Source organism: Pedobacter sp. FW305-3-2-15-E-R2A2, assembly GCF_038446955.1.
Lineage (GTDB): Bacteria > Bacteroidota > Bacteroidia > Sphingobacteriales > Sphingobacteriaceae > Pedobacter.
The window spans coordinates 3,393,848-3,418,244 of the sequence record NZ_CP151803.1 but is presented as its reverse complement, the minus strand read 5'-3'; the positions used below and the strand labels follow the sequence as shown (position 1 = coordinate 3,418,244).

19 protein-coding genes are annotated in these 24,397 nt (G+C 39.3%); 3 read left to right on the top strand and 16 right to left on the bottom strand.

Going from position 1 to position 24,397, the window contains the following annotated elements; genetic code table 11:
• Window positions 1-3 precede the first annotated feature (3 nt).
• The 3 genes from AAFF35_RS13550 (at window position 4) to efp (ending at window position 5,110) form a co-directional block, all read left to right on the top strand.
• Window positions 4-1,521 (top strand): RagB/SusD family nutrient uptake outer membrane protein, encoded by a 1,518-nt coding sequence (locus AAFF35_RS13550; RefSeq protein ID WP_342333051.1) that lies wholly within the window; start codon window positions 4-6, stop codon window positions 1,519-1,521.
• A 185-nt stretch (window positions 1,522-1,706) separates the two neighbouring features.
• Window positions 1,707-4,391 carry a glycoside hydrolase family 78 protein gene (locus AAFF35_RS13545; protein ID WP_342333050.1) on the top strand — a complete coding sequence of 895 codons (2,685 nt, stop codon included), beginning with the start codon at window positions 1,707-1,709 and terminating at the stop codon, window positions 4,389-4,391.
• A gap of 158 nt (window positions 4,392-4,549) precedes the next feature.
• Window positions 4,550-5,110, top strand: coding sequence for an elongation factor P (efp, locus tag AAFF35_RS13540; protein WP_074607083.1), 561 nt, complete (start codon window positions 4,550-4,552; stop codon window positions 5,108-5,110).
• Between the two features lie 154 nt (window positions 5,111-5,264).
• Here the strand turns inward: efp and AAFF35_RS13535 are convergent, their stop codons facing one another.
• The 16 genes from AAFF35_RS13535 to AAFF35_RS13460 all read right to left on the bottom strand — a co-directional run bounded on the left by AAFF35_RS13535 (window position 5,265) and on the right by AAFF35_RS13460 (window position 24,317).
• Entirely contained in the window at window positions 5,265-6,467 is a 1,203-nt protein-coding gene (locus AAFF35_RS13535) for an IS256 family transposase (RefSeq protein WP_342333049.1), read from the bottom strand.
• Window positions 6,468-6,648: 181 nt separating this feature from the next.
• On the bottom strand, window positions 6,649-6,900 hold the full coding sequence (locus AAFF35_RS13530; RefSeq protein ID WP_342333048.1) for a hypothetical protein: 252 nt from the start codon (window positions 6,898-6,900) through the stop codon (window positions 6,649-6,651).
• Between the two features lie 2 nt (window positions 6,901-6,902).
• Window positions 6,903-7,124: a hypothetical protein gene (locus AAFF35_RS13525; RefSeq protein ID WP_342333047.1), complete on the bottom strand. Its 222-nt coding sequence runs from the start codon at window positions 7,122-7,124 to the stop codon at window positions 6,903-6,905.
• Window positions 7,125-7,198: 74 nt separating this feature from the next.
• Complete coding sequence (locus AAFF35_RS13520; RefSeq protein ID WP_342333046.1) at window positions 7,199-7,567, bottom strand: hypothetical protein; 369 nt, start codon at window positions 7,565-7,567, stop codon at window positions 7,199-7,201.
• Between the two features lie 146 nt (window positions 7,568-7,713).
• Entirely contained in the window at window positions 7,714-8,217 is a 504-nt protein-coding gene (locus tag AAFF35_RS13515) for a hypothetical protein (RefSeq protein ID WP_342333045.1), read from the bottom strand.
• The gene (locus AAFF35_RS13510; RefSeq protein WP_342333044.1) at window positions 8,217-11,693 is read right to left on the bottom strand and encodes a DUF6443 domain-containing protein; all 3,477 of its coding nucleotides are present in this window, start codon (window positions 11,691-11,693) and stop codon (window positions 8,217-8,219) included. Before AAFF35_RS13510 ends, AAFF35_RS13515 begins: the two co-directional genes overlap by 1 nt.
• Before the next feature lie 28 nt (window positions 11,694-11,721).
• Window positions 11,722-12,546 (bottom strand): hypothetical protein, encoded by an 825-nt coding sequence (locus AAFF35_RS13505; protein ID WP_342333043.1) that lies wholly within the window; start codon window positions 12,544-12,546, stop codon window positions 11,722-11,724.
• A gap of 94 nt (window positions 12,547-12,640) precedes the next feature.
• Entirely contained in the window at window positions 12,641-16,105 is a 3,465-nt protein-coding gene (locus AAFF35_RS13500; protein ID WP_342333042.1) for a hypothetical protein, read from the bottom strand.
• A gap of 296 nt (window positions 16,106-16,401) precedes the next feature.
• Entirely contained in the window at window positions 16,402-16,956 is a 555-nt protein-coding gene (locus AAFF35_RS13495) for a hypothetical protein (RefSeq protein WP_342333041.1), read from the bottom strand.
• A gap of 1 nt (window position 16,957) precedes the next feature.
• Entirely contained in the window at window positions 16,958-18,070 is a 1,113-nt protein-coding gene (locus AAFF35_RS13490; RefSeq protein WP_342333040.1) for a hypothetical protein, read from the bottom strand.
• 82 nt (window positions 18,071-18,152) lie between these two features.
• The gene (locus AAFF35_RS13485; RefSeq protein WP_342333039.1) at window positions 18,153-20,114 is read right to left on the bottom strand and encodes a type II and III secretion system protein; all 1,962 of its coding nucleotides are present in this window, start codon (window positions 20,112-20,114) and stop codon (window positions 18,153-18,155) included.
• The gene (locus AAFF35_RS13480; RefSeq protein WP_342333038.1) at window positions 20,114-21,544 is read right to left on the bottom strand and encodes a GspE/PulE family protein; all 1,431 of its coding nucleotides are present in this window, start codon (window positions 21,542-21,544) and stop codon (window positions 20,114-20,116) included. Before AAFF35_RS13480 ends, AAFF35_RS13485 begins: the two co-directional genes overlap by 1 nt.
• A 7-nt stretch (window positions 21,545-21,551) precedes the next feature.
• A complete protein-coding gene (locus AAFF35_RS13475; RefSeq protein WP_342333037.1) occupies window positions 21,552-22,016 on the bottom strand; it encodes a hypothetical protein in 465 nt (154 codons plus the stop codon).
• A 56-nt stretch (window positions 22,017-22,072) separates the two neighbouring features.
• Entirely contained in the window at window positions 22,073-22,492 is a 420-nt protein-coding gene (locus tag AAFF35_RS13470) for a type II secretion system protein (RefSeq protein WP_342333036.1), read from the bottom strand.
• 68 nt (window positions 22,493-22,560) lie between these two features.
• On the bottom strand, window positions 22,561-23,256 hold the full coding sequence (locus AAFF35_RS13465) for a hypothetical protein (RefSeq protein ID WP_342333035.1): 696 nt from the start codon (window positions 23,254-23,256) through the stop codon (window positions 22,561-22,563).
• Window positions 23,253-24,317, bottom strand: a complete 1,065-nt coding sequence (locus AAFF35_RS13460; protein ID WP_342333034.1) for a hypothetical protein — start codon at window positions 24,315-24,317, stop codon at window positions 23,253-23,255. Before AAFF35_RS13460 ends, AAFF35_RS13465 begins: the two co-directional genes overlap by 4 nt.
• Between the last annotated feature and the right edge of the window lie 80 nt (window positions 24,318-24,397).

The following is a 24,397-nucleotide window of genomic DNA, read 5'->3' as shown; positions in this document are numbered from 1 at the left end:
ACAATGAGAAATCAATCAAAATATATCATCCTGGCCTTCCTGTCCATAACCATTTTTGTTGGGGGATGTAAAAAAGACTTTTTAAACCAGGCACCGGAATCCAGTTTAACCAATGCCAATTTCTGGAAAACAGAATCAGACCTTAAACAGGGGGTCGTGGGCGCCTATAGTTCCTTACGTGGAATGGGAACATTCAGCTATTGGGTATTTGGCGAAATGCGTTCAGACAATACCACTTTCCAGTACAATGCGCCGCAAAGGGGGCAGGAAAACCGGGAACTCGTGGATCAGTTGCTGGTAAATTCTACCAATACCCTGATTCAGGACTACTGGAGAGATTGCTATGTGGCCATTTCCCGCTGTAACGATGTATTGAACAATGTGGGAAGAATCGAAATGCCGGCAGCCGCTAAAAGTCAGGCGATAGGAGAAGTTAAGTTTCTCCGTGCTTTTCATTATTTCAATCTGGTGAGGCAATTTGGCGGCGTTCCTTTGCGCCTGGAAGCGATCAAATCACCGGGCGAAGCACCTTCAAAAGGAAGAGCTACAGTAGATGAGGTTTACAAACAGATCATTACAGACCTGACAGATGCGGCAAACGAATTACCGGATGTGGCCAGCTACCCTGCTTCGGAAAAAGGAAGAGCAACAAAAGGTGCGGCAAATGCGCTTCTTGGCGAAGTTTACCTGACACAGAAAAAGTATGGAGAGGCATTAACTGCTTTGAGAAAAGTGACCGGATATAGCCTTCTATCAGCTTATAAGGACATTTTCCTGACCACGAACAAGAACAACGCAGAATCTATATTTGAGATACAATATTATTCAACGGCCGGTACAAATTTGTCCAGCAACTTCATGTATCAGTTTGCCCCCTTCAATTCAGGTACAGCTGTAACCAATGATCCTGGAACAAACCTGAACTTTAACAGTGGCTGGAACACGCCTACAGGGGATCTGATTGCTGCTTATGAGCCTGGTGATTTACGTAAAGACGTTTCTCTGGCAGAAGGTTTTACCAGCGGCCCGGACTTTGTGGCGGTGCCTTATGTCAAAAAATACAACCAGGGTTTTGTACAGCCGGGTCAGACCAATGTTAATTTCCCGGTGAGCCGATATGCAGATGTGCTGCTGATGATCGCTGAATGTTTAAATGAACAGGGTTTTGCTCCTGACGGTGAAGCATTTGGCTTGCTAAATCAGATCAGAAGACGTGCAGGTCTTAATGCTAAAACGTTTGATAATCCGATACCTGCATTGAAGGTGAGTAGCCAGGCCGCGTTTAGAATTGCCATTGATCAGGAACGTAAAGTAGAGCTTGCTTTTGAAAATCACCGCTGGTATGACCTTGTCCGGACCGGTACTGCCATACCGGTACTGACTGCCCATGGACAAAGGGAGATTGCTAAAAATCCCAGTCAGTTCCCTGCGGGATCTTATCAGCCTACGCAAAATAAACTATTGCTACCGATCCCACAGCGAGAGGTTAACCTCGATAATTTATCGCAGAACCCTCAATAAAAATATTAGCGCTCTCCTTTTAGGTTAATGATGCCGGCAGTTATGGCGAACTGTCGGCATTTTTTGTATCCAAGCCTGCTACCGCACAGCATTGTGACATAAATTGGGCGTATAACAGGACAGTACAGGTTGCTAATCATCGCCGAGGGATTTATTATTGTAAAATAACTCCTAAATTTATACTGATGAACCTTTATTTCAAGAAATCTCTTTCCTTATTCCTTCCGATACTGTTTACATTACCCTCAATAGGACAGACAAAAGGCTTGTTGACGGCAAAACCTGGCGCTTTACAATGTGAATACCTCGTCAATCCGATAGGCATTGATGCGCTAAAACCACGTTTATCCTGGTTGATGACCGATTCCCGTCAGGGTGCTAAACAAACAGCTTATCGAATTGTGGTTGGAAAGGATTCGATAGCCGTCAGTAAAAAGAAGGGAGATTCCTGGGATTCAGGGAAAACAAAATCCGCGGCTGCGCTGCTCAACTATGCCGGTGACCCCCTGAATGCGTTTACCAAATATTTCTGGACAGTAGAGCTCTGGGACAAAGATGGAAAATTAGCGGGTAAAGGGCCAGTTGCAAGTTTTGAAACCGGTATGCTGACGGCAGACAACTGGAAAGGTGCCTGGATCAGTGATGGAAACGATGTCAATAAACGCCCTGCCCCCTATTTCAGAAAAACATTTGAACCTTCAAAACAGGTTAAATCTGCCCGGGCATATATCGTTGCAGCAGGATTATACGAGTTGTACCTGAATGGCAAAAAAGTAGGCAATCACCGTCTGGATCCGATGTATACCCGTTTTGACAAAAGAAATTTATACGTGTCCTATGATGTAACTGCCCAGTTGAAAAAAGGCAGCAACGCCATTGGTGTGCTTTTAGGAAATGGCTGGTACAATCATCAGGCAATGGCTGTATGGAATTTTGATAAAGCCGCCTGGAGGGCAAGACCGGCTTTTTGTATGGACCTGAGAATTACTTATACCGATGGAACGACTGCAGTGATTACTTCGGATAAGGACTGGAAAACCAGTTTAAGTCCGATTATATCGAATAACATTTATACTGCAGAGCATTATGACTTCCGTCTGGAACAACCGGGATGGAATACCGCAGACTTTGACGACCGTAAATGGGCGCCTGTTGTACTTAGAAAAGCGCCTTCAGAACTGGTGGTCAGTCAGGCCATGCAGCCCATCCGGAATGTGAAAGAAATCCCGGTTAAATCGATGAAAAAGTTCGATGATACGACTTATGTTTTTGACCTTGGTCAGAATATATCCGGGGTAACAAAAATCAAGGTTAAGGGAGCAGAAGGCACTGTTCTTCGTTTAAAACATGGGGAACGTCTGTATGCCAATGGCCGAGTTGACCTTTCCAATATTGATGTTTACTACCGTCCTAAAGATCAAACTGACCCTTTTCAAACCGATATCATTACCTTATCAGGAAAAGGAGAACTGGAATTCATGCCTAAATTTAATTACAAAGGCTTCCAATATGTAGAGGTGACCAGCAGTAAACCGATTGAACTGAACAAGGAAAGTATTACCGGTTACTTTATGCATAGCGATGTGGCGCCAAAAGGCAAAATCAGCTCTTCTAATCCATTAATAGACCGATTGTGGTGGGCAACCAACAATTCCTATTTATCTAACCTCATGGGCTACCCTACCGACTGCCCGCAACGGGAAAAGAATGGCTGGACCGGTGATGGACATTTCGCCATAGAAACCGGACTGTTTAATTTCGACGGGATCACGGTTTATGAGAAATGGCTGGCAGACCATCGGGATGAACAAAAGCCCAATGGTGTACTTCCGGATATTATTCCTACGGGAGGCTGGGGTTATGGAACGGCAAACGGAACCGACTGGACCAGCACGATAGCCATCATTCCATGGAACATCTACCTTTTTTATGGGGATAGTCAGCTGCTTGCAGACAGTTATGGAAGTATGAAAAAGTATGTGAATTACATCACACAAATCAGTCCGAATGGCCTGACTACCTTTGGCCGGGGCGATTGGGTGCCGGTAAAATCAAAATCAGACCTGGAGTATACTTCCTCGACCTATTACTTCGTGGACGCGACCATTCTCTATAAAACGGCCAAACTGTTGAACAAACAAGCGGACTACGAGTATTACCTTGCGCTCGCTGAAAAGATCAAGACTTCTATTAATAATAAATATTTTAATCCTGAAACCGGGATCTATGCTTCTGGCGTACAAACAGAATTGAGCGTAGCCTTGCAATGGGGACTCGTACCGGAAGGACTTAAACTCAAAGTTGCAGAGAACCTGGCCAAAAGAGTGGCGGCAGATGGCATGCACCTGGATGTTGGAGTACTTGGTGCAAAGGCGATATTAAATGCGCTCAGCGACAATGGGCAAGCAGAAACGGCCTATAAATTAGCGGCACAGGATACCTACCCTTCCTGGGGATGGTGGATTGTAAACGGAGCCACTACCCTTTATGAAAACTGGGACATCAAAGCGGAAAGAGACATCTCTTTAAACCATATGATGTTTGGGGAAATTGGCGGATGGTTTTTTAAGGGGTTGGGCGGTATCCATCCGGATGAGCAGCAGCCTGGCTTTAAGCGGATCCAGCTCCGCCCTAATTTTGTATCGGGATTGGAGCATTTCAAAGCGGAACATGATGGGCCTTATGGTAAAATTATCTCGGCATGGAAAAGATCAGGAAACAAGGTGATTTATACGGTTACCATTCCAGCCAATTCGGATGCAGTGGTTAATTTTCCGGTAACGCCCGGTAAAAAAGTATACCGAAACGGGAAGGTTATTGCACCGAAGATTACAATCAGTGCAGGAGTTTATCAATTTGAAATCGCTTAAAAAGGTGCTTTTGTAGTGAATTATCAGTTAACTCAACCAACATAAGTAACAAAAAATGAATCACTTAAAATTTAATGAACATCAGGAATGATGATTGAACATATAAGTATTCAAAAAACCTTATATATTTGGGCTCAAATTTTACAATTTATATTTTTATGGCAAAGGCATCTGAAATTAAAGTAGGAAATATTTTACGTTTCAACAACGAACTGGTAACGGTTACTGAAATCTTACATCGTACACCAGGTAAAGGTGGAGCTTTCTACTTAGGTAAATTTCGTAACATCAAAACAGGCAAAATCGTAGAGGCCCGTTTAGGAACCGATGAGGCAGTTGAAATTTGCCGTGTAGAAACTAATGACTATCAATATCTATATGAAGAAGGTGATTATTTTGTAGTAATGGACAATACCTCTTTCGAGCAGTTCAGCGTTGCAAAAGCATTATTCGGACCATCAGCGAAATTTATAAAAGAAGGAATGGATGTGATCGTTTCTTTCGAAAGTGAAGAACCAATCATGGCTCAGGCTCCAAATTTCGTGGAACTGGAAATTACTTATGCAGAACCAGCGGTTAAAGGTGATACTTCTTCAGGTGCTTTGAAAATGGTGACTACCGAGAATGGTGTGGAACTGAAAGTACCTTTGTTTGTAAACCAAGGTGATAAAGTAAAAGTAGATACCCGCACGGGAGAATACGTGGAGCGCGTGAAATAAGGGTTGTATTTTATAATACTATAAAAATGGGGTTTAAGGTAAAACTTAGATCCCATTTTTTTGGAATACGAACTATAGCTGTTCTACTTCTTCGATGGAAAGGCCGGTGGGCAGTGTACAGAAATCTGTGTAAATGAAATTTGGGGTTAGGGTATCAGACCTTAACCCTTTGTTCAAAAATAGCAATAAACTGATTTATAATCAACGGCCAGTTATGAATGGGCATCGTCCACTTTTTAGTGGCTTCCATTAAGGCCAGGTAAACAGATTTTTTCACAGCCTCATCGGTTGGAAAAGACATTTTATTTTTGGTGTATTTTCTGATCTTTCCATTCAAATTTTCAATTAAATTAGTTGTATAAATGATTTTCCTGATTTCCAGGGGGAACTCAAAAAATGCCGTCAGGTCATCCCAGTTTATCCGCCAGCTTCGGATCGCATAAGGATATTTTATTCCCCATTTTAACTCAAATGTTGTGAGTTCAGCTTCTGCTGCCTGCTTATTGGGAGCTGAATAAATGGGCTTCATATCTTCCGTAAATGGCTTTTTTACCTTCCATACCACATACTTGCAGGCATTACGAATCTGATGAACCACACAAATCTGAGTGGTAGATTGCGGAAATACAGAACGGATGGTCTTAGTAAAGCCACCCAGGTTATCGGTGCATGTGATCAGAATATCCTGAACACCTCTGGTCTGCAAATCAGTGAGCACACTCATCCAAAAAGCACTACTTTCATTCTTTCCCAGCCATAGCCCCAATACTTCCTTACGGCCTTCCATATTAAGTCCAACAGCCAGATAGATCGTTTTATTGATGACCTTATTACTTTCTCTTACTTTGAAAACAATGCCATCCATCCACACAATCATATATACCGGATCAAGTGGGCGATTCTGCCAGGCTAAAATATCATCAGTTACTCTTGCTGTTATGGTCGAAATGGTAGAGGGTGGTAAACGAAAGTCATATAACTCACGAAGTTCTTCTTCAATGTCGGCATTGGACATCCCCTTGGCATATAAAGAAACTACCAACTTTTCTATGCCTTCTGAGAGTTTACTCTGTTTGGGAAGGATCTGTGGATCAAAACTGGAATCCCGGTCTCTGGGGACTTTGACATCCAGTTCTCCATGTTCTGTTTTTACCTTCTTTTCACCATAACCATTACGGGAATTATCGGTTTGTTTGCTTTGTTTATCGTGCTTAACATAGCCCAGATGAGAATCAAGCTCCCATTCAAGCATCTTTTCAACGCCTCGTTTATACATCTGATCCATGAAGCTCATGAAATCTTTGCCGTCCTTAAACTGTTTAAGGAAATCGTCATTTAAAAAATCTTCTGCTTGCATCTTTTAAATTCCTTTCTCTAATTTACATAAAAATGGGATCTAAGTTTTTACCTCAAATCCCATTTACACAGTTTTTTGGATACTGCCTTCTATTTTAAGGTAGATGTACTATAACATACACCAAAGTGTCCACCAATGGAATTTTTCTTTATAAGTTCCTAATCGTTTTTAACAAAAAAAATCAGACATCACCCTCTATATACCTAATCAATACTTTTATTAGACCCTTCTTTAAATCACTCACATCTGCTCTGATCATTTCTCTTTTTTTTATGAGTGGGAAAGTAATGAAAATGGTATACTCATTTACAGTTCTTTCGCCATCAAATTTTATTACAGCTATATCTCCATTTTTTTTAACTTGCTCAAAACAACTTATCAGCTCTTCTATTGAACAATCTTGTTTTTGTATTATTTCCCTTATAAAGCTCATACTTATTTTTTAATTAACATTTTCACAATTTGCGATACTTCTGAAACATCACCTGTTGCAACATTCATCATTTGATTTTGATTTACCGTCTTTAGCCCAAATTGCTTAGCAAATGACTGAAACGCAGCAACAGCAGTTCTTTTGTTTCCATTACTAAACATGTGCCTTCCTGATATTGATCTAAATATTGAAGCTCCTTGCTCTGCTGCAGTTTCATAATACATTGCCGAATTAATTGCTGCCGAAGGCGTCCCATTAAGCAAAGCGCGACCTCCATCGGTAGTCTTATTAAGTGCAATTATTTCATCTGCAAAAGCAGGAGCACTAAAGCCCCTTTACCCGCCAATTTACTTAAAATCGGCCCCATGGCAGCCCCCACGATTTTACCACCAAATACATCCATCAAAGCACTTCCAGCTCCAGACGCAACAGCAGTATTATCCTTTTTTACGATTCCCTTAGCCATCTTCATACTCCCATTTAATAGAGGGAGGGGTAAGTTGTCAAGATTCTTTTCTATCTGCTTACTGTTAGCGGACACCCTACTTAATCTTTCTTGTCCAGCATCTTTTTCTGCGGCTTCCTCATTTGATCTTGGCCGAGATGTACTAATACCTAAGAAGGTCATCGCTCGTTGGAGCCAAGTCGGAGGATCATCAGCATACATTCCATCAACATCAATGAAGCGTATCGGGTTATTTAATGCATAGCTATATTGACTGTTTCTTCTTGAGACTTCAGAAAGGGGATCTATTGTATTGAAGCGTCCAATTACCGGGTCATAGAACCTCGCCCCGTAATCGTACTTCTTGACTATTTCGCTTGATGTAACTTAATGAGAGATTTCACACAACGCTCTGGTATCATAGCGTATATACATCCATTTTTGTCGCAACGCTGGTAAACCGCAAATAAATCATCTTGTGTACTAAATTCATACTGATCAGTTCCTCCACAAGTGTAAAAGAAAACTGGAAATTTATAAGGTTCAAAATCTACATATTGTACAACATCTTTTTTATAAATAAAAATTATACGTCTATTTCCTGCTGGGACACTACTCCCATCCCATTTAAGTCCGGTTATTTCATTGATCATTTCATTCGTAACATATTCATCGAATATATAAAATTTGTCCCATTCAAAATCGGTTATACTACTTAAATAAAACGTAGAATATTTCACCTTATTTTTATTTGCTTGGTTACTGTAAAATCTAACAGAATCCTGTAATTTTTTTAAAAACTTTGTGTTAGATCTTGAACAAGAAAATAGAATGCAAATACTTGAGGCCAAAAATAATTTGTAAATTTTCATTATCGAATTGATTTAACTGATTCTTCAAATTGTTTTTTTGTCATAGAAGATGGTCTCACCGTTGCTTTACCGGTTTTACCATTTATATCATAAATATATGATTTACCATCTCTAATAGCCTCTAGTGATTTCATTTTTAGTTCTTTAATTGAACTACCAGGATTTGACTTAGCGATATCTCTGCCCGTTTGATTATTCAATTGGTCGACGAATGAGTCAGCTATTGATTGGTCTACTGTCACTTCTCCTTCATTTCGCAATTCAGCAGCTGCTTCTTTATTATTTTCCAGAACCTTTTCCTGCTTATATTTCCCTTCATGTGCATCTCCAGCCTCTTTTGCAATTTCACTTCCAACTACCGACGCTACTAAGGCTTGGCCTAAAACATGTCTTAAAGCATTTTGATTCCCACCTGGTCTGTTATCTCCCAGCTTTGCTGAAGCTGAAAACCGTTGAGCACCATAGGCCAAACTTGCGACTGCCACAGATGCGTGAGTATTTCTTCCTATAAAAATGGCTTCAGACGGAGCCCGAACCGAGCTAGCTAAAGATGCTACCGATAGTTGTTTTAATCCATTTAAAATATTAAAAGTCATTTTAAAAAACTGGGGGAGATCTGGCCACATTCCATCAGGGTCTACAAATCTTATTGGATCATTAAATGCATATACATATGGAGACCACCGTCTACCTTGTTCTGCAAGCGGATCTATCACATTCCATCTTCCTATCACCGGGTCATAAAACCTCGCCCCATAATCGTACTGCTCTCCTAACTCATCCTGAACCTCCTTTCCGTTATAAAGATATTTATTCGGCCCTGCACTCACAACTTTACGCTTTCCAAATGCATAATAATTATCTGACTGTAAACCCCGAAGTAACTTTGAATCTGGATGTTGGTTAAAAGTAAACCTCACATTCCCTAAATGGTCGGTCAGGTTGTACTCATAACTATAAGTCCCTGAATTGTTTCTGGCCAATCCTTCTTCGGTATGGATCACCTCTATTACCCCATTCTGGTATTCTATTCCTGAAACATAATCTCTCGCCACCCCAAGACTCAGTTTCTTTAATTTATTTCCTGTTGCATCATAAGTATAAGCCAGGTCTACTCCTGTCTTTTTTGCAGTAGCCGGAAGGTTCAGTACATTGTAAGTTAGAACCACGCCCGTCCGTCCATCAGTGGTCACATTTCCATTCGCATCATAAACATAAGTTCCGGTAACCAGCGGAGCTCCGCTAATATTCGTCAAACGGTTACCTGCATAGTTGTAAGTTCCAAGACCCGCCCCATCCCGGTTCATCGTCTTGATGTTCCCCATCACATCATAACTCAGCACCTCATTCATCACAATTCCCGTACTAATGCTGCTGGTTAGCCGGTTTAATTTATCATAACCATAGGTAAATTTATTTGTTAAACTGGTTCCTGCTCCCCATTCCTGATTGGCAATGTTTCCATTGTATTGTGGTGTAGCCCCATCATTGTACTTCATAATCAGGCTGAACTGACCGGAAGTACTGCTCTTCAGCCAACCACGCTCATTATATCCGTATTGGGTATTTTGCAGATAACTTACCCCATTGTCGATACTGTGCAATTCTTTTTTCATCAGCTGTCCGATTTCATTATAATTCAGCTTACTCAATACCACCTCCGGACCGGTATTGATCTGCTCAAGGGTAGCCAGTTTTCTTCCCATATGATCATATTCATATTTGTTGGCAATTGTAGTCACTGTGCTGCCTTTAGTATGTTTTCTGCTGCTGGCCTTTAATTCACCTGCAAAATTCCAGGTATTAAACACTTCATCGGTTCCGATTAAATGATGCTGGCTTTTAGTCCTGAGTACCCTACCCTCTGCATCATAATAACTTGTGCTCAACCGCATGGTGCTTAATTGTGTTGCCCCAGCCCCCAGCAGATTGATTTTGCTTCCCGTAGCTAAACTTTTAACAGAATTACTTTCTCCGGTTGATGGACCTGAAAAACTATTCCCATAGAAATCATAACTATCAAAATAATTGATCGTATAATAGTATTCTACCAGGTTATGCTTCGGAAGGGTCCGGTTGGTATACCCTGTACCCGTTAAGCTGATATTGGTATCGTCACGGACTTCCCATAACGTACAAAGGGCACATGAGGTATCCTGCCCATCAACATCAGTCTGCCAGACTGCCCTCGACAAAACACTATTGATAATCCCCGTTATTATTGATCTGCCAAACGCATCGTATTTACTGAATAACCATTTGCCAGCTGCTTTTTGCAGGGCATCCTGACTCATTACAACCTGATCCAGTTTATTGTAAACCATATATTCCCAACCCTTACCCGGAAGTTTCTTTTCAATCATCCGTTTTCTTCCATCATACCGGTATTGATAGCAGAAATCATTCAGAATAGCCTGAGATGGAACTGTAACTCCGTCCGGCGCAGCACCGGGAGGCAGTACAAAGCTCAGGTTGCCGAGATCATCGTACACATAATAAGTGGAAAGGGTTTCTATAGTACCCAGTCCATTTTTATTAAAGGTACGCTTTAGTACCACCCTGCCTTCTTTATCCTTATATTCTTCCGTGGTTCCTGCTTTTCCATCGGCGGTTACCCAGTTCTCATCCTTACCAATGGTTAAATACAACTGGTTAGTCCCGTAATAACCGGTTCCTGAAAGCGTACGTTCATGGGTCTGCCCAGCTGTTATTACGGCATTGGCAGCGTATAGCCTTACTGCAAAACCGGTATCCGCATAATTTACATCAACATTGTTTGTTCCGTAATCCAGTTTTTGAGTATGTCCCGAACCTAGCTGCCAGGCCGCACCAGGCGCCCCCTGTTCCAGCACCCGGCTTAAAGGGGAAGCCTCGAACCTCGTTTCTGAAAAAGCAGCTGAGGGTATCGGAACAACTCCCGGAGCAAGCTGCAAAGTTGGGTTGGTATAAAACGTCCCCTGATCAACAATTGCTGTAGCTTTAAAGCTGCCATTACTGGCAGCAACTGTAGAAACATAGGGCAGGTATTTTTTAGCTTCCCGCCCAAAAGCATCATAAGCAACCGGCTGGACGATATCTCTGAAAGCCGGACTTCCCTGTACGCTGATCGTTTGTAGCGGACGGCCAAGCCCGTCAAAGTACTGTATGCTTTGGTTTTCGTCACAAACCTTCCGCTGAACTTTAAGATCAGCATCCGTCTTGACATCAGGAACTTTAAAGGTCCGCGTTAAAATATAATTCTGATTAGTACTGGGAACGGAAAGCAAGTCTACACATTCCCGGAAATTTGTACCAATATAAATCCGAACCGTGTCGCCCAAAGGAATATGAAAACCCGGTTTAAGTGTAATACTTTTTGTCGCTCTGATTTCAGACTGTTTGGTATAGCTGCTTAATTCTATATCAGGTTGTTGGGCATAAACCATACCAGATGCAAGCCATAACAGTAGCGTGGAGAGCAATAATTTCTTTTTCATTTTATAGTTTAGTCTTTGAAGTTCATTTCTATAATCCAGCTTGTTTTTTAACTGGTTGCATCAGCTGCTCAAGCCTATGGATCCGGCTTTCCTGATCTGCAATTTTAGATTGCTCCTGCTTCAATTCTGATATTTCTTTGTCTTTTTCAATCAGGTATAAGGTCAGTTCCTCAATCTTCTTCAGCAGTAGCTTGTTCATTTCCCCTAAGGCTATTCCATCTTTTTTCACTTCAGCAGCAGAAGGAATTTCAGGTAAGTGCTTATGGAGTTTAATATAGTCTTCCAGCTCCCGAAGAGGTAAAAATTGATGACTTGCATCAAAAACATAGTCAGGCCATACAGTAGCTTCGACTTTAATTTCCTTTGCACTGATATTTCCGTTTACCGCCAGTTTATAACCCTTGGTATCAGTTGTTCCTATGGCCACATTTCCCGAAACCGCATTCTTATTTGAAACAAGAATTACATCTCCGTTGGATTTAAAACTTAATGGTGCATAATAACTGTTAGTCCGTAATGCATAAAATTCCAGAGAAGACTCTCCAATTGGACCATTGGTAAAATACCCGTCTTTCCGATGACTCATCACCCAACTATGTACTTTATGCAGCGTTGGATCTGGTTTAATATTATTGGCAAACAAAATATCATTGAACACACCACCTGTACCATCTCCTTTAATTGTAATTCCTTTCCTTGCAGTCCCTGAATTAATCTCAAGTAAATCTGTCGGAGCAGCGGTTCCGATTCCGGCATTTCCACTTGCGGGAAAGCTATTCGTTTGCCCCTTTACGGCAAGACTACCCAGAGAAATAGAAAGGGCTAAAAAGCCTGTTTTTGTATTGATTTTCATTAAAAATTTATTGTATATCTTCGTGTTTAAAACTGTATAAGGTTATTTACAAATAGAGAAGAGCCTGAAATATTTCGCTCCCAATTGTGGGGGGTTAATTTTTAAAATGGTATTTGTATGATTTAACAATATTCCCATACTGATCTTTAATATTCAGTAATCGTTGGAAGCTATCATACTCATAATAAGTTACTTGCCCTTTAGCATCCGTCTGACTTGTGACACCAATCAATGGTTTATAAGAAACGCTATTAATCTGTGTATTTGGAAGTCCCTTTCTCAATGGATTAATTAAATTGTCTACCGCAGTCTTATCGGGATTCGAATTGAGAAATGCATCTATTGCTGTTTGCCCTAAAATGGCTTTCACAGCGGCATAATCACTATTCTTTATTTCAGCAACAGGATATTTACCATTATAACTCCACAAATAGGTTATTCTGGGACCATTTTCCTGGGAAAGAGAAATAACATTACCTTTTGCATTATAGTCATAATATCTTAGCACCACCTCCATTAATCCGGAAGCATCATTGAGCTTTTCTACACTTTGAGGTACAAACACATTCGGATAAGGTTGATAATAATTAGTTCTGCTCAAAGAAACTACGCCATTATTATTCCTTTTTTGTTCAACAGCAGGACTAATTATATTCTTTGTAATCATGTTTTGATAAATACCATTAGGATCTTTACCAGAACTAACCATTTCATGTGGATATGAGGATTCCTGAGTATCTGTTTTCCCAGCACTATTAGTAGTTACACTACCTGTAACCTGCAGGTGAAGCGGATTGTCGTAGATGAAATCTGTTTTTAATACCACAGGATTTTCTCCATTTTGATCGTAGCTGGTCTCTTCTGTAAATTGAGTTTGTACCCAGCCCGTAAAGAGATAATAACTACAAAAGGCAAAACAATTATAAAATGCATCGAATACTTTTACTCCATCGAATTCTGGACCACAGGTATAGTTCATATCTATCATCTTTTTCACTCTGAACCCTTCAAGTCTATTAAATCTTTTTGATAAATCTCCATCGTTAAATTCGTATCCGTTTCTCTGATTTGACACTTTGATATAACTACCATTGTCCTTTCTTTTAAACACCTCCTTTCCGAGTAGAAGACCTCTTCTATATTCATGGCTATTTACTGGAAATGTTCTATTGACATTCTGAATATACCAAAAAGCATCATGTAGTATAACTCTGTTAAATTCATCTGGAACAAATGAGTAATTATATTTAGTATAGCCAAGATCATCTCCTTGCGGTGAAACATCCTTTTCAGTTACATATTTATACCCGACAGGCGAACCTTGGGTAAATCCTAAAATAGCCTGACTGCTACTGGTAATCTCTCGGTAGCGAGCGAAAAAATACGTACAATAACTAAGAGGGAACAGATGGGTAACCTCTTCGCCATATTGATGAACATATTTTGGAAATAAAAGCAACTGTCCATCCTGATAAGTGTATTGTTTACGGCTTACGATATTACCATCAATTGCATTATTAATTTCTTTTATTCTTAAACCACCACCGGTTGCATAAGTAGGTACACCAGGAGTGATCCCCCCTCCATTTTCACCAGAGGGTGTCGTGTAATTAAAATAAACTTTAACCTCAGGCCATATAGCGGGAGGATCCCCAAGCCCAAACGTCTCAGGCTTTAAATCAGTAACTATACGATAAGTTCCGGAATCTAAGTTAATATTTTTAGTAACCTCAAAATCATAAAGACCGTTACCGTTAGCTACGGGAATCGCCGGCGTATTATCATATGCATCCCAGGAACTCACCGTTTGATAGGCATTTCCAAATAATTTCTGGACCATTACAATAGGAAGAACTCCCGCTTCTTTTCTTGGAGGTTTACCATAATTCTTAAAATTAAGCACAGCCCTTACCGGTTCATTATTACGTCCAATGATAAAATCAGCTACTCTGTTATAAACAGATGACTGCGGTTCGGAAGCAACCAACGTTAAAGAAGCGCCAACATAGGGTTGGTCCGGGTCCCCTCCACCAAGCACTTCATCAGAACGATACACATTGGCCTCATATTGAAAATTTGTAATCCCTCCTGTGGGGTAAACAATTTGCTTCAATATTCCAAACTTCATAAAGGTTTGATCCGGATTTCTATTCGCATTTAATAAAGAAGATTGAAATATGGGGTCAAACGGAAGCAAATGCTGGTTACCGCTCTGATTATAATATCCCCAGTGATCTTGAGAACTATTATGTTTTTTTGGCAGCAATTCCGGAGATTCGTAAACAAATTTATGACTGGATTTCCTGGTTGAGACAGCGCCATATTCGACGAGGCTATCTAAATAATAACGTTCATTTAAATAAGAATAGAAAAACTTAACTTCCTTAAATTTTTCGCTTGTATGGTTAAGTATTGATATTTTAGTTAGATTCTTACCCAGGATATCCTCACGATCAATAAGCGATTCCAGATTCAATTCTCCGCCACTCCATCGAATCTTGTTTAATTGAGATTTTCCAAAAATATTTACCGTTGTTGGAGAATAAACATTTCCATTATCAATGACTCCATTTCTTAGTATAGACTCAAGACCAAGGAAGGTTTTATAATTTGAGACTCTTTCAGCAAGAAACACATTGGCATGTTCAACTGGCCCAGATCCACCATTATCTAACATTTTATAAGAATACACAGGAGGTGCTTTATAACTTTCGGTTTTATCATTATAGTCAAGATAGATAACATCAGCATTATTTTTTAACACAATTTTCGTTAAATACCAGGCAGAGACACTTTCCAGAACAGTTTGAGATCCACCAGATTGTGGTCTCGTAAAAGTCGAAGAAAACTCTAGGCCCCCACCGCTTGAACCTGTATACCCTGTACCAAAATAAAATACATTTCCATTTTGGTCAGCTATTTCCCAATAAGCTATTTGTGGATTTTTAATAGGAGAATTCAAAACTTTTAAAGAGTTCACAGGAATCGCCTGAAAATTACCCTCTTTATCAAAATAAAATTTACCCGACTGACCTGCAAAATTATAAAAGAAAAGATCCGGTTCAGTATCGATCACATTTTCTGATATTCTCTTTAAGGCAACATAATCCTTTTCTTTATATATGTCATAATAGCTTCTAAATTGTCCTCGCAGATTGCGCGTTAAAAAGCCATTGTCCTCTTCATCAGGCAGGCCCACTGTACTTCGTGTAATTGCCCCTCCTGCGTTTAACGTCCAATTTGTTCCCACCCAGGAAGGAATTTCATCTATTTTAACCCCACCAGTATGATAGGAAAGCTGAATCGGAAGTACAAATCCTCCTGTTTCGATTTGATATATTGGTATGGATATACTGGTTGTACCAGTATAATAAGAGACAGGCCATTCTCCATATTTACCTAACGAAGAAGCCTCAGGTGAAACAGGCATTATATTGGGCATTATCCCACTAGATTGTTTGCCAGGTTGATTTTGGCCAAGACTAGATTCTACTAATCCTGTCAAAAAGAATATGGTAACCATCAACATTTTTAAACTATAGGCATTTTTACTTAACATATATCACATTTAATTATTAATATAAATTTATTTATGGATTTCGTAATATTTCTCAAAAGAAATCTACCTAGACTACTTAAGGTAATTCCTCTGATTTTCAACAAATAGCCGATCAGAAAACTTAAAATACATTTCAGATAAGATGGGAGTGACAATTCACAAATAACACATTTCGTTAAAAAAATAATTCCCAATAGAATGGTAACATAGACCGCATAGGTAGCGTTTAATTTACTTCTAGGATATAAAAAAAAACAGTAAAGTACAGTTTTGGATGTAGATATTTTCGCTTGCCATTACAATCGTCTCTTTAAATAGGTATCACGCAGTCCCTTAAAGTCTAATTTTAACATATTTTCCCCCACCTGTTCATCCAATAAATCTTGCTTGGGAGCTTTAATTTGCATTGCAGAAATTTTTCCTATTCCAGAAGACCTTTCCAAGGTATCGATTAACTTTACCAGCTGTACAAAATTCCCATAAAATTGCAGAGATTGAACCAATCCAACACTCGTGCTATCGCTTTCTGCGACAGTCTTTCCAGCAGTATACTCAATACCAACATTTTGTTTGGCAGCAATTTCAGATCCGCGCATCCACAACAGATCACTCCATTCTTCTCCCACCTGGTATCCTTTTAAAATCCGATCGAGTGCTGCTTGTTTACGCTGAACATAAACCGGATTAAAAGAGATATCGTTTTCCTGAACGGACTCCGCATTCAATTTCCGATGAAGCGTGATTGCATCGAAAGTCTTACTAAAAGCCAGGAACCAACTGAGCAAAAGACCAATTCCCAACGATGGCAGCAACAGCTTATTCTTCTGGATATAACTTAGTTTAGGCAACATATCAATAACTTAAAAACAATGTAAAAACCTGAGCTCCTTTTTGATCGTCAGTCATATATTTTTCCAGCTTCACTTCTTTTACCCATTGTTTTTCCTTTAAGGTATAAATCCAATTATTTACTGCATAAATGCTGCTTGTTTCTCCTTTTATTCTCATGCTTCCATTATCAAGCTGAGGCACTTTCAAAAGCCCGGAACCAGTGCCCGATAGTGAATTGACCTGCATTTCCTCCAGCTTAATTTCCTTCGGTAAAGTTTGTCCGATTTGATCACAGAGATAAGCATAAGAATACCCCTTGTTCCAACCTAATTTCTGTACCGTGTTTTCTTTTATCTTCACATCTGCTTCCAACTTTTGGCGGTTCTCAAAAACATAAGATTTCTGACCAGCCTTACTCATCAACTCCTGATTGTCCGAATTATAATAATTAAACACCAAAAAATTAATCATCAATAAGACAAAGAAGAACATAAGCATCAGCATTCCATACTTCTTAAATTTCAACTTCGCGGAGTAATCAACCAAATTTTGTTTGATTTCAGCCGACAGAACTTCTATGAGGTTCAGCTGCTCATGAAGCATCAGCTGAAAGGCAGAAGCATAGGCTAGCAGATAATTTTCCGGCATATGTTCCATATCAATCTTCAGCGGAAATCCAGATTTTACATCTAATGCAAATAAGTACTCCAGCCAGTTTTTATCTCCATCAAAAGTAACCTGGTGCCCATCAAATTTCAATTGCTCCCCATACGAGTTAATTTGAGGAATTACCTGGTCAACTACAAAAGGACCAAGACTTAACAGGAGTATATCTACTTGCTTTACTTTAAAGGCAGAGATAATCGCATCGACAATCTCTTTTCTTATAATGGTAATAAATGAATGAGCACCTGTAGGAAAATGCTGAACATAAAACTCAGATAACTTCATTTGAGGAAAAAGATGCTGAAGTCCCTGTTCTGTAACCTGCTCTAACCTTGCTGTTTTTTTGATTAACAATCCTTTACCAGTAATCGTAAGTGCTAACGGTCCGGAAATATCATTTGTTAAAACCTCCGACAGGATTCCTGAATACTCTTTCTTAGTTTCAATCTGTACGAGTTTTTTTGACAAAGAAAGTTTAACCAGCCTAACGAAACATGTTCCATCAGGCTTTAAATGTATCTCTGCACCAGTACTCACAACCGTATTCATATTAATAAATGATCGTTGGCTTAATAAATACAACGGTAACGACTTTATTATCAGATTTACTTCGGCTGCTAAACAACCATTTCAAAATTGGTATTCTTGATAAAAATGGAACTCCTTCTCCCCCTTCGCTCTTTTCTGTCCGCTCCAAACCTCCCAAGACCACCATTTCTTCATTTTTCATCCTGATAATAGATTCAAATTTACTGGTAGAAGTTGGTGGGGGTGCGTCATCAGGAGGGTTACCAATAAAATCAGATATATCCACATTAATTTTTAAAGTCACCTGGTCATCTCCTGAAACAGTAGGTTTGATTTTTATTTCCAGATTCGCATCCACTGCTGTAAACTGTTGCGTAATTAAAGTCTGACTGGTTAGTGATGGAATTACATTTTGTGTTTTTGTGCTATAATATCTTTTACTTCCAATGCTAAGGTTTGCAGTATGTCCGTTTAAAGTGGAGAGCTTAGGAACTGAGCGGATTTCCACATTACTATTGTTCTCCAGGGCACTTAATTTGACGTAAAAATTAGGAGTCACCTTTCCCAGATTAATAGAGTTGTTCCGACCGAGCATAGACAAAAAGCTATTGATGGAATTGGCACCGAAAGTATAATTCAGTCCGGGAAACACTGTTCCTCCAGTTTTCATCGTATCTGATACTCCTGCAGAAATTCCGGTCTTTATGCTTTTTCCTTTCCGGATGTCAATCAGTGTAACCTCAATTAATATCATTGGGACAAGTTTATCCAGTTTTTTGATATAACCTTCTATTTCAGTAATCTGTGGAGAGGAACCAGATAAAAGGATGGTATTTTGTTCTCTGAATTCCTTAATTTCCACACCTCTCCTCCATTCTGTTGGAATCATATTCTGAATGGTATCGATCGAACGGTTTTGTAGCTGAACCAACCTATGGGATCTTAATCCCTCAATTTTTCGATCACCAACCAGGTAGATCCCATTTTCTACCCTGTAGGTATACTCTGTTCCCTGAAAAATGGAAGTTAGCAAATGATCGAAGCTGATGTCATTTACTCTGGAAGTAATGCTTCCCTTAAGGTCTGAATACAGAAAATAATTAGAATTGTTCTCCTGAGCCGCATTCTTTACCACATCCAATATCGGAACATTTACCGCATCGATGCTGATCAGTTTCTTCCCTTCAGCAGTCCTGCTTTGAATTCTAAAATTCCCCGGTGCAGAGTTCCCACCCACATTTAACGGTTTGAGATTCCTTCTGACCGAAGTATTCTTCTCACTATTTATGAATAACTCTTCACCTTCTGCCAAAGACTCAAAAACATACACATTATCGTTCGTCTTAACCACTTTCAGATCATTAGCAAATGCCATTTTTTCCAAAGCAGTTTCAAAAGGAGCATCAGAAAAGAAAGCGGTTACTTTTTTTTCCAGTAGTGTACTTGGAACAACTACATTTTTTTGTGATAACATCGTGATTTTACGGGCTACGAGACCCAGGGTATCATTATTCAATTCTAACGTCAGCGTATTGTTCTGACTATTATAACTGGCCTTAATCTCTTTTACCGGAATTACAGGTTTCGGTTGCCGGGTCTTGGTCACCGACATAATTGATCCAACAAGGTTGATATCCAAAGCATGTTCTTTACTTAGAAAGATCAGCACATTCAATGCGGTTTCGTTGGTGAAATTATTGTAAATCTTGAAATCCAGATTTGGATCGATATTAATATTCAGATTGTTGGCTTGTGCCAATGCACGCAGAAACTCCTGAACGGAAACATTGGATACATTCATTTGAACCTTTTGGTTGAGGCCCGGAACAGTAATCGCAAGGTTTCTCAATCGGTTCTCCACCAATCGATCCCGTTCTGAATCGGCAGTTCCCTGTGCATTTGTGACATTAACTTGCAGGAATACCGATAAAATACAAACGGTGGTAAATATAAATCGGAATGTATTAATTTTAAGCGTCTTCATTAGCTTGTAAAAAGTAACGGGTAAATTTCTTCTATAGTGGTCTCTCCGGAGGCAAAAAGGGCAAAAGCATTTTCTCCCAGTGTTTTAATTCCTCTGGCCTCCAACAAAGGGTTAATGTGCATATTCCCTTGTTTAATCTCAAAGGTTAATTCCTGATCCAGCGGAATAACTTCATAAACGGCTTTCCTTCCACTATATCCAGTATAATAACAATGCTCACAGCCTTTGGCTATATAATGTTCGTTTACGATAGTATAAGGCTTGAATTGTTTTGGATAAGCAGCAGGATCCAATGGGACCTTTTCGCGGCATTTTTTACACAACAACCGTAACAGTCGCTGTGCGACGGAAGTATTCAGGGTATTCGCTACTAAAAATGACGGAATTCCCATATCCATTAATCTTGATACTGTTCCCCAGGCAGAGTTGGTATGCACTGTAGAAAGTACCAGGTGACCTGTCAATGCTGCCCTGATGGCCATATTAGCCGTTTCAGGATCACGGATCTCCCCTACCATGATTACATCAGGATCCTGTCTCAGGAAAGTTCTTAAAGCAGAAGCAAACGTAAGTCCGATGCTTTCCTTTAATTGTACCTGGTTAATTCCCTGAAGAGTATATTCAATAGGATCTTCAATTGTTAATATATTTCTGGTCTCTTTATTCAGGTATTTTAGTGTAGCATACAGAGTAGTGGTCTTACCTGAACCCGTTGGTCCACTGATGAGGATGATTCCATTTGGTCTTTTTACACCCTGGAGATAATTTTCCAGATCGAAATCAGAAAAACCAACGTGGTTCAGGTCAATATTCGCAGCATTATTATTCAGTAAACGCAGTACCACCTTCTCCCCATGTAATGTGGGTAAAACTGAAACCCTGATGTCGAATTGCTCTTCACCATTTCTAAAATTTATCCTGCCATCCTGAGGGAGTCTCTTTTCGGCAATGTCCAGATTAGACATGATTTTGATCTTATTGATCAGGGCAGGATATTCCGTCTTTTTAAGTACATAGCGTTCCACCATCATTCCGTCTATACGGATCCGTACCCTGCAACGCTCCTCATAAATTTCTATGTGAATATCACTGCTTTTCAGATTCCTTGCTTCCCGGATTAAATCATTCAGAAAACCATCACCTTCAATCGCAGTTACCGTCTTCTGAAACTGGTGCTGTCCATTCTCTTTAAGGTAATGTTTATGCAGTAAAGTGCTAATGATTTCAGAAGAGCGCTCTTCAAGAAAAATGCTCTTACCAAGTAAAATTTCCAGTTCATCAGACAATTGCTGAAGTTCCATTCCTTCATCACAAAGGAAAACCATTCTTTCAGGATCGTTTTCCTTCGGAAGAATGCGATAATGCCAGGCCTGTTCTTTACTTATCGAATGGATAAATATCGGATCTAATTCTTGATTTTCTAAACTCATCTATTGATCAACTCATTAAAATATAAATCCAGCTATCACTATATAAAGTAAATGCATTAAACAAATGGTCAGTTATCATTAATAAAGCGAGCAACATCGCCTGCAAACCTGCCAATGGGATGTGTTTATTGCTTTTTTTCTCCAGGGAATATTTCTGCAAAATTGCGTAGATCAGCACCAAAATTAAACTGCCGATATAAAAAAGAACATAATTTCCAGGGGACAGGTAAAATGTAATGACAATTAAAAACAAAATATCTCCCAAACCCAAATAATCATTGGTAAGATTGATCATTCTCCTGTTCTTCACAGAGAAATAGATCCATAAAAACAAAAATTGAATCAGCAGGAATGACAAACCATATCCTGCATCTGTGAGACCATTTAAGAAACCTGTGAATCTATATTTCAAATTGAACAACAACATTGCCAACACCGGGAAACAAATCCAGTAAACAGCTCTGTAGCGCATATCCTGATAAAAAATAAAAACCAGAGATAGGAACACGATAATTTGTAAAGAAACCATTAATCAGCCACGACTTCTTTCAGATTTTTATCCTGATCAATTTCCCAAACATTAAATGTTCCATCACCATCAAAATCTGTAACAGCTGTTGCACGTGCAAGAAAGGCGTTGTTCGTTGCCGTTACGACTTCTATTTTATAGTTTGCTCTTCCATCTTTACCATCAGTGGTTAACTTTTCCTGTATAAAACCAATTTCTGTAAGGTCAGCACTATATTTAGATTTTTCATAGAAATAGCTCTTCTCCAGTGTTGCCACATGTTCCAGTTGGACCTTTGCTTCTGTACTTTTAGCTTTCGTTATTAATGGAAGCAAATTCGGTAAAGCCAACAGTACCAGAATCCCAATGATCACGAGTACAACGAGGATCTCTGTAAGTGTATAGGCTTTTACTTTTCTCTTAAGTAACTGTTTATTCATAAGCAATGATAATTTTTACGAAATTAACTCATTTTCTGTATAATCATGGGGTAATAAAAAAATAAAATTTAGTCCGCACTTTCTAGTTTAATGATTCTTTTTTCTAGTTTATAAATTTGCTTATCTTTCTCGATAAGATGTAAGGCTAGCTCCTCTATTTTTTGCAAAAGCTTCCTGTTCATCTCTCCTAAGTCTACTCCATCCCTTTCTGCTTCTTTTGCAGCGGGCATGTTTGGCAAATGACCGTTCAATTGAATAAATGAATCAAGTTCTGTCAAAGTCATTAAAGGGTAATCCTTTTTGAATACAAAATCAGGCCAGTTGGCCATTTCTACTTTTATCTCATGCGCCCGAATTTTACCATTAACAGAAAGCCTTTCTGTAGGAGTAGTGGTACCTATCCCGTAAAACCCTTGTTCATTGCTAACCAAGAGTGCGCGCCAACCTTCCCAATTTGGAGAATTTCCAGATCTGAGAAAGATTCTACCATCATTAGAAAATGCTAGCTCATGAGCTTTCCCTCCGGAATTATCGCCCCAGGAGCGAAATCCCAGTACCGCATAATATGAGTTATTTCCGGTATAACCCAAGCCTATACTACTTCCAAGCTTAAAATGTGGTTCAAACGACTTTAAATAAGAATCAGGACTCGTAGCCACAGACCTCGAATCCAGAAACATTAATTTATTCTGCCCTTTTGCAGAAAGTGCAAAACAGAAAATTAATACCGATAACCTCCTGAAATGCTTGCTTCTATTTTTCATTTGATTTTTTCTTTTTTCAGTTTTGTATTCTCTTTTTCCAAAAGACTAATCTTTTTATCGAGATCGATTAGATGTAAAGTAACCTCTTCCAGCTTCTCCAGAAGCTTTCTGTTGGTTTCACCTAATGAAACACCATCAGATTCCATTTTCTTTGCCGGTGCCATTGATGGCAAATGTTTGTTAAGCTTAATATACTTTTCAAGATCAGGTAGAGACAATAGCTTATAATTATCTTCAAATACATAATCAGGCCATATACCTCCTTCTACCTTTATCTCCTGCGCCCGAATTTTACCTTTAACTGCCAACTCATAATCACCAGGAACTGATGTTTTAATTCCCACCTTCCCCGGGAAATAAGTCAAATCTCCTGAAACTCCCTGCAAGCCTAATAAGGAAGCGATTGTTGGCTCATTTCCATTGACCAGATCAACTCTTGGTGCATAAAAAAATTGCCTGCTACTTACATTGGGGTCATAATACAAATAGGCACGATGGTTGGCATTTACAGCTGTTGATGAAAATTTAAAATCTGTAATACCTAACACTTTAGTCCCTGTTGTGCCATCGTAAATACCACCATAGTTAATGACAGATGCATCATTACTTGCATGAACGTAACCAACCAACAAATACCATTTATTTAATTCAGGCAATACACCAAACCAGAAATACGGGTTATCATTACTCGTACCATCTAAATTCAATACGTTCGAACAACCGTGATAGGTATTTCCAGTATTGGAATTTGTTTTCTTAATCCAGACTGCGAATCGATACATATTGATATTACTTATTGGAAAAACATCAGAATTCCATCCCCCATCAGCGTCAGTGTTTCCATCGGGGCTTGCTTTCCACAATATCGCACGCTCTCCCCTGGGGCCCTCCCCCCATTCTCTTAAATTTTCTGATTCCTGACCGTTGGCGCCAAATATACCTGAACTTCCTGTTCCTATTGCCCATCCCTGAAGATTAAGAATGTTTTGAGCATGTACTTTCGGGAGATAAACCGCCGAGATAATAAAAGAAATAATGATGAGTTTGAAATAATATTTCATTTTAATAATTATGATTTATTGATATAATGAACAATTAGTTCTTATCTTTTTTATGCAATTTCGCTGTGAGTATTTTTTAT

Coding starts and splice junctions, on each gene's coding strand:
- AAFF35_RS13550 (WP_342333051.1), top strand. CDS start 4: ATGAGAAATCAATCAAAATATATCATCCTGGCCTTCCTGTCCATAACC.
- AAFF35_RS13545 (WP_342333050.1), top strand. CDS start 1,707: ATGAACCTTTATTTCAAGAAATCTCTTTCCTTATTCCTTCCGATACTG.
- efp (WP_074607083.1), top strand. CDS start 4,550: ATGGCAAAGGCATCTGAAATTAAAGTAGGAAATATTTTACGTTTCAAC.
- AAFF35_RS13535 (WP_342333049.1), bottom strand. CDS start 6,467: ATGCAAGCAGAAGATTTTTTAAATGACGATTTCCTTAAACAGTTTAAG.
- AAFF35_RS13530 (WP_342333048.1), bottom strand. CDS start 6,900: ATGAGCTTTATAAGGGAAATAATACAAAAACAAGATTGTTCAATAGAA.
- AAFF35_RS13525 (WP_342333047.1), bottom strand. CDS start 7,124: ATGTATTATGAAACTGCAGCAGAGCAAGGAGCTTCAATATTTAGATCA.
- AAFF35_RS13520 (WP_342333046.1), bottom strand. CDS start 7,567: ATGTATGCTGATGATCCTCCGACTTGGCTCCAACGAGCGATGACCTTC.
- AAFF35_RS13515 (WP_342333045.1), bottom strand. CDS start 8,217: ATGAAAATTTACAAATTATTTTTGGCCTCAAGTATTTGCATTCTATTT.
- AAFF35_RS13510 (WP_342333044.1), bottom strand. CDS start 11,693: ATGAAAAAGAAATTATTGCTCTCCACGCTACTGTTATGGCTTGCATCT.
- AAFF35_RS13505 (WP_342333043.1), bottom strand. CDS start 12,546: ATGAAAATCAATACAAAAACAGGCTTTTTAGCCCTTTCTATTTCTCTG.
- AAFF35_RS13500 (WP_342333042.1), bottom strand. CDS start 16,105: ATGTTAAGTAAAAATGCCTATAGTTTAAAAATGTTGATGGTTACCATA.
- AAFF35_RS13495 (WP_342333041.1), bottom strand. CDS start 16,956: ATGTTGCCTAAACTAAGTTATATCCAGAAGAATAAGCTGTTGCTGCCA.
- AAFF35_RS13485 (WP_342333039.1), bottom strand. CDS start 20,114: ATGAAGACGCTTAAAATTAATACATTCCGATTTATATTTACCACCGTT.
- AAFF35_RS13480 (WP_342333038.1), bottom strand. CDS start 21,544: ATGAGTTTAGAAAATCAAGAATTAGATCCGATATTTATCCATTCGATA.
- AAFF35_RS13475 (WP_342333037.1), bottom strand. CDS start 22,016: ATGCGCTACAGAGCTGTTTACTGGATTTGTTTCCCGGTGTTGGCAATG.
- AAFF35_RS13470 (WP_342333036.1), bottom strand. CDS start 22,492: ATGAATAAACAGTTACTTAAGAGAAAAGTAAAAGCCTATACACTTACA.
- AAFF35_RS13465 (WP_342333035.1), bottom strand. CDS start 23,256: ATGAAAAATAGAAGCAAGCATTTCAGGAGGTTATCGGTATTAATTTTC.
- AAFF35_RS13460 (WP_342333034.1), bottom strand. CDS start 24,317: ATGAAATATTATTTCAAACTCATCATTATTTCTTTTATTATCTCGGCG.